Annotated in this window: 3 protein-coding genes and 1 pseudogene; all 4 read right to left on the bottom strand. The window is 57.9% G+C overall.

Going from position 1 to position 6,007, the window contains the following annotated elements; genetic code table 11:
• Positions 1-528: pseudogene (locus ABX749_RS18535) on the bottom strand (hypothetical protein); the annotation flags it as partial.
• A gap of 16 nt (positions 529-544) precedes the next feature.
• Entirely contained in the window at positions 545-3,157 is a 2,613-nt protein-coding gene (locus ABX749_RS18530) for a polysaccharide biosynthesis tyrosine autokinase (RefSeq protein WP_372897271.1), read from the bottom strand.
• Between the two features lie 464 nt (positions 3,158-3,621).
• Positions 3,622-5,346 carry a hypothetical protein gene (locus ABX749_RS18525; RefSeq protein WP_372897270.1) on the bottom strand — a complete coding sequence of 575 codons (1,725 nt, stop codon included), beginning with the start codon at positions 5,344-5,346 and terminating at the stop codon, positions 3,622-3,624.
• Positions 5,343-6,007, bottom strand: a 665-nt coding sequence (gene xrtU, locus ABX749_RS18520) for an exosortase U (RefSeq protein ID WP_372897269.1), incomplete at its 5' end; no start/stop codon positions are given. The genes xrtU and ABX749_RS18525, both read right to left, overlap by 4 nt.

Raw genomic sequence — 6,007 nt, 5'->3', positions numbered from 1 at the left:
TTTTGTCGACCGCTGTTTCTTCTTGGCCCGCCCGTAGGCATCGTCGATCGTCACCAACGCACCTTCCATTCCGCCATCAAAGACGCCGTGTTTCCCAGGTCGTGACGGCATGTCCTCGGTGTGGCGTCGCAGGTGCTCCAGACGGTGCCCTTCCGCACTTCCGGGGACGTACCGCAATCCTTCCGGCGAAACGAACTCATTGGGCCGAACTTCACGGAGCAACCCGTAGCGCAAATCGGCGTTCGAATTTCGGCCGTCTTGATCCGTGGCATCGGAGGAACCCGAAGCCGATCGGTCCGGCGTCTGCTCTGGGGATTGTGTCGGCCGGGTGGGGACAGCAAACGTGTCCTGTTCGGCTTGCTGATTCAAGCCGGGAAGCTGCCAACCAAACCGATCATTCAGATGGGGCCGGGCGAACGCGTACAAGCCGACCAGCAGAACAACGGCGATGGAGCCGATGCCCTTGGTCCCCAAAGGCAAGCGCCAGCCAAACGGCTGGCTTCCAGATCGGTTCCTGATTCGATTCATGCGGCGCGGTCCTGGCCTATGACCGCACGTTGGTCCGACGCCGTTCGGGGACGACCTTTGGAGCAAACGGAGCGGCGTCGGGGGAGGTGATCTTGCGGTCAGCGAATTCGGAGTCGGTAAATTCGGGGTCAGCGATCTCTTGTTCGTAAGTCCCCGGTTGGTGGCCGGACTCGGCAGGGGCGGCGGGCACCGACACCGGATCGGAAGCGTGTTTGCCTTTGACCACATAGGTGTCCTGCGTCTTGGCTTCCTGTTGGTAACGTCGGCGATACTTGTCGCCGTAACCATAGCCGATCGACTGGTAGCTTCCGCTGGCGCTGCTCTTGTAGGAGGCTCCGCCGCTGACGTCGTCGATTTCGTTGACCACCACACCCATCACCCGTGCGCCGGCAGCTCGCAACATCGAGATCGCTTCTTTGGCGTTCGGCTTGCACCGTCGTCGGATCCGCATCACCAACATCGCGGCGTCGACGTAGGTCGTGACGACGGCGGGGTCACTGACCATCAGCAGCGGCGGCGTGTCGACGATCACAAAGTCGTAGTTTTCGCGAGCCCACTGAAAGACTTCGGCCAGTTCGGCAAGCGTCAAGGCTTCTGCGGGGTTTGCTGGCAGCGGACCACAGGGAAGGATGTCCAGGTTTTCGATCGGCGACTGGTGAATCGCTTCGGCCGGTCCGAGTTCGCCGTTGAGCACGTTCGTCAGCCCGGTCTTGGCCTCCAGGTTGAAACGCAGGGAAAGCCGAGGGCTGCGAAGGTCCAAATCGATCAACAATGTCCGTTTACCGGATTGGGCGACCGAGCAGCCGACGTTGGCCGCCAAGGTGCTCTTGCCATCGCCCGGCAGGGGGCTGGTGATCTGGAACACCTTGCTGTTGTATTGCCGGCGGTCGAACAGCATCGCCGTCCGCACCCCACGCACGGCCTCGGCCGCAGGAGAATAGGGGCGGTGAACGACCGAGAGTTTCGGGTCCAGCTTGGCGATCTCGGAATCGACCAGCCCCTTGCCTTGTTGAATCCTGCCCTCATCGAGCGGGATGTGGGTCAACACGGGAAGACGCAACTCGCGTTGGATCTCTTCGGCACTGCGAAACATTTTGGCGGTGCTTTCGAAGATCATCGCCAGCAGCCCGCTCAATCCCAGCCCCAACATGCCGAACAGAATGAGATCTTTTTTCAGATCGGGTCCGGTTTCATAGGCTTGGCCGGTGTCCAGCAACGGCTCGACGAGAATCCCGCCTTTGACATCGGCCAAGTTCAATGCCGCCAGCTGTTGCTCCAACTGCGTTTCCAAGCCACGCATCGTTTCGATTCTGCGGTTGAACGACGCGTCTCGTTCTTCCACGATCTTCAGCTTGTCCGCTTCGTCTTTTTGCTGTTCGATTTGCAAGTCGATGTCACTCATGTCCTGAGCGAGCACGGTCAGTTGTGCTTCCAGCCCGCGGATGTAGGCGTCGACAGCCATTCGGGCGCGTTCGTCACGAGCCTCCCGAGCCTCTTTGTCATAATCGGTCCGCTGAGATTGGGCTCGCAACTCGGCGATCCGCTCGGACATTTGTTGGTTCAGCTCGTTGAGCTTGTTCTGCGAGCTTTCGATCTGCATGGCGATCGATTTCACTTCGGGGTGAGACGCTCCGTAGGCAAGTTCCAATTGATCACGTTTGATCTGCAACGGAATCAAAGTCCGTTCGACTTCCAGCTTCTTGAGCGTCAGGTCATCCGGTGCCGCGTTTCCGGGGCCGACGATTTGCCGCAACGGTTCAAATTCATTGACGACGCTTCCCAGATGGCCGATGATCTGTGCCACCAGCACCGGGTCGCTGTGCAGTTTGCGGGTGTTGATGGCCAGGCGGAGATCACTGTTGAGTTCCCGTTTCTTTTGCTCCAGTTCCGTTCGATAGGATTGCAGCTGAAACTGTCGCTCTCGATAGGGGTTGATCGCTTGACCTTCCACATTCCATTCCAGATCCGCGTTGTCGCGAAACGTCAAGTATTCACTTTCCAGGTCCTTCTGTTCGCGGATCAGCTTGTCCATCGCGTTACGAACCAATTCGCCGACTTCGTTGATGGTCGATTGGCGTTCGCGTTCGAAGTGCTGACTGATCGCTTGACTGACGGCGTTGACGGTGGCGACGCAGACCTGGGGATCGCGGCCGTCAAAATTAAGCGCGGCGATCATCCGATCCCGCGAATCGCTCTGGTCGGTCAGCGTCTGAAACCGGATGCCGCTGCGAACCAACGAAACGATCTGAGTCTCGGTGCTGGATTCCAACGACGGAATCGACTTCAGCTCGGGATTGGTCGCGACGCGACCGACAATGGCGTCGGAGGTGATCAGCGATTGCATCAGCTTGCCGCTGGGAATCCCGCCACGAACGATGCCGGTGTTGGAGTCCAATGAAATCGGTGTATCACTTTTGAACATCAACTGGGTCGTCGCGCGGTACGTCGTCGGTTTCTGCTTGTACATCCAGTAACCGATCGATGTTCCGATAGCGACAAAGGCGGCGAGCAGCCACTTGAATCGCCACAACACCGTCAGAATGGTTTCGCCATGGTGCTGCTCCTGTGCCGGATCAAGCGTAACACTTGAGTCGTAGTTGACCGGCTGTGGTGAAGTCTGATCCAGCATCGACGAATACACAGTTAGAAGGATTGGAGGTGCGTGATTGATAAGGACCGAGCGTAGTTCACATTCTTGAACCGTTCAGCCTTTTTGACGCATCTTTGCGCGGGGGTGTTCCCTCAGAAACCTACAGGCACCGGTTCGTCCAGGCCCTAAGTTGTGCATCCAAGCCGAGGCGAAAATCTGTCCGCCGATCGTGCAATCGTTTCAATCCACGCTTCCTGCACAAACGGTACGCCGACCAATCGGCACCGTCGGAAGAAACATCCCTGTGGCAAGAAACTTAAAGCCGTCTTTCCGCGGCGACATTTGCCAAGCGGCAAAACCTCGTTGCTCTTGGAACCCCCTATCCTTCCCTAGTCACGGCATGGTTTCAAGCCCCTCTTGCGATGGCGACGTTCGACAAAATCATTACTCCAGTGATTACCGACGGCCCGCTGGCGCCGTTCCACTAACCGCGCTCAGACGCGTTACGGCGCGGTCGAGTGGCGTTCGGCCAGGCGGCGGTGTTGTTCGGCCAGATCGTCTTCGCCCAGTTTTTCGTAGGCGATTGCCAGGGACGGGTGGGCCAGCGGACGCATCGCGGGTTCCTTGAGCGCGGCCTCCAGATCCACGATCGCCTCCTCGTAACGCTCCATTCGCAGCAGGATTTGACCGCGGGTTTCGAGCAGATACGGATGTCCCGGCAACTGGTCCAAAGCGGCATCGGACAACCGCAACGCTTGCGGAAGTTTGGCGGTGTCTCCATTTTGCGACAGTGTGACAGCGAGATTATTCAGCAGGCCCGCCATGTTTTTCCATTCGTTGGCGGCCAGGGACAGGTGCCGCTGGGCGCTCTCATGGTCCCCGGACATCAGCGCCACGGTGCCTTCGATAAAGTGCATCGCCGGCGGATCGACCCCGCTGAGCAACTTTTTGCGAACGTTGCGAAGTTCTTGATCATCTGCTTCGGCGCATTCGATCGAGAATTGGACCACGGCCTCCAGCACAATCGGACTACTTGGGGCGAGTTCGAGTGCCCGATAAAGGACGGGGCCTCGTTCAACCAGCGTCTCTCTGGCCCCGATATCTCGTTTGAGTCGCACGGCGGTGAAGACAAGCGCTTCTCCGGATGCCAATAGTAGCCGCTCGTCGCCGGTCAGCTGATAACCGGCAGTCAACAACTCAAACGCCTCATCGTCTCGTTCGTCGAGCACGTAGGCCTGCGCCAGATTCAGTCGCGCGGAGATGGATGTCGGATCGGACAACAACGCCGGCTCGAGATGGCGTATCGCTGCTTTGGCGAACCGCTGAACGGTCAGGTAGTCACCGTTTTTCTCGGCCAATTGATTGGCGAGCGTGGCCGCGGCAAGATTCACTTCGGGGTTAAATTCCGCGATCGTTTCATACAGCGCCAACGCGTCGCGTGCCGCACCGATCTCCGCGAGAAATCGCGCATACATTTCTTTCGCAAACACTGCGCGTCGGGACGGCAGTTTTGTCATCGCGACCGTGGCACAACGATGGCAAATTGTTTGTTCGTCCTCGGTCCACGTCGTTCGCGGAACGAGTGGCGCCGCTGGGCGACCGTCGCCATTTCGATCAGACACCGGGTCTTCAAAGACCAGCGTTTTGAGCATCCACAGCGCCGCCGGACCATACTCTTTCTGAATCGCCAGCCGATAAATCGCCATCCTGGCGGACTCTTTTTTCCCCAGTTCGTCATCCAGCATCGCCAGCTGATACTGGTGTTCCAAGTTCTCTGGATCGATCGCTAACAATCGCTGGACCGCCACCGAAGCGACCCCAGTGTCTCCCGATGCAAGCGACGTGCGCAGCGTGTCCAAATAAATCGTCTGCGTCTCCGTTTGATCTCGACGGATGATGATCACGACGGTTGCCAATAGCATGGTCGCAACGATCAGGGCGGGAATCGAAGGGGCGAGCGTCATGTACGGGCGACTGCTGACCCAGCGGCCGAAAAATCGAATCCCCCACACTCCCCAGAACAAAGGATTGATCGCCTGTGCCCAGGAAACAGTCGCTTCCTCATCCGCCAAGTTGCGCCGCAAACGTTTCGCCCAGTCATGCTGGGGAAACGAAAAGGCGTGAATTGCCCAATCGATCAGGTGAAGCGATTGCGGTAACCGAATTACAAATCGAAAACCGGAGACGAATAAACGGCGCCAACGTTGGAGAATGCGAACAACACTCATCGCTGCACTCCCGTTTGGGTGCTCATCGTCAGATTTCCGTTGCCTGGGCTCACGTTGAACTCGGAATTAGGGGCAAGCTGCTGGAGCACCGTCCTTTGAAACGAGTCAAACAGTTTTTGTAGTTTCTCGCGTTCCTCGGGGCTCAACGGGGCTTCCGTCTCCGTCCAGAGCTGCAACATGATGATGTTCGAATGCAACGCCGCCCTATCTTTGATGCGATCATTCAGCAATGAATACAAGCCCGACATCGGCGGCGACAATAAATCACTGTCACGGCTCAATCCGCAAAACAAAAGCGTGCCAAATTCCCCTGTATCACGAACCATTTCAGCGTAAGAAACCGGCCATCGATCACCGATGGATGCTGTCTTATCGGCCACGTCGACCGAAGCGAGGACCGGTTTCCAATCATTCACCTGCCAACCGTTTCCGGTGTAGCACAGCCGCATGTCATGCCACTCCGGATAGGGTTGGCTGACAGCAATCCTGACCGGCATTCCGTCCAGAACAACCGTCCAAACATCCGCGTGGTTCCCCAACTCTTTGCTGTTTGCATCACGCAGCGACTCGTGGTTGGTGATCAGCGATGCGTAGCCGGTGCGATTCATCAGCGCAGCCCCTGGATCCCATAACAGCGGCCGATCCGCATTCGCCAACCCGC

This window comes from Stieleria sp. (genome assembly GCF_041595215.1).
In the GTDB taxonomy this organism is placed as follows: Bacteria; Planctomycetota; Planctomycetia; order Pirellulales; family Pirellulaceae; genus Stieleria; species Stieleria magnilauensis.
Note: the sequence above shows the minus strand (reverse complement) of the source record. Positions and strands in the feature narration are given on the sequence as shown.

Bases quoted from the DNA above. Each gene is read 5' to 3' on its own strand.
- ABX749_RS18530 (WP_372897271.1), bottom strand. From the start codon at position 3,157: ATGCTGGATCAGACTTCACCACAGCCGGTCAACTACGACTCAAGTGTT.
- ABX749_RS18525 (WP_372897270.1), bottom strand. From the start codon at position 5,346: ATGAGTGTTGTTCGCATTCTCCAACGTTGGCGCCGTTTATTCGTCTCC.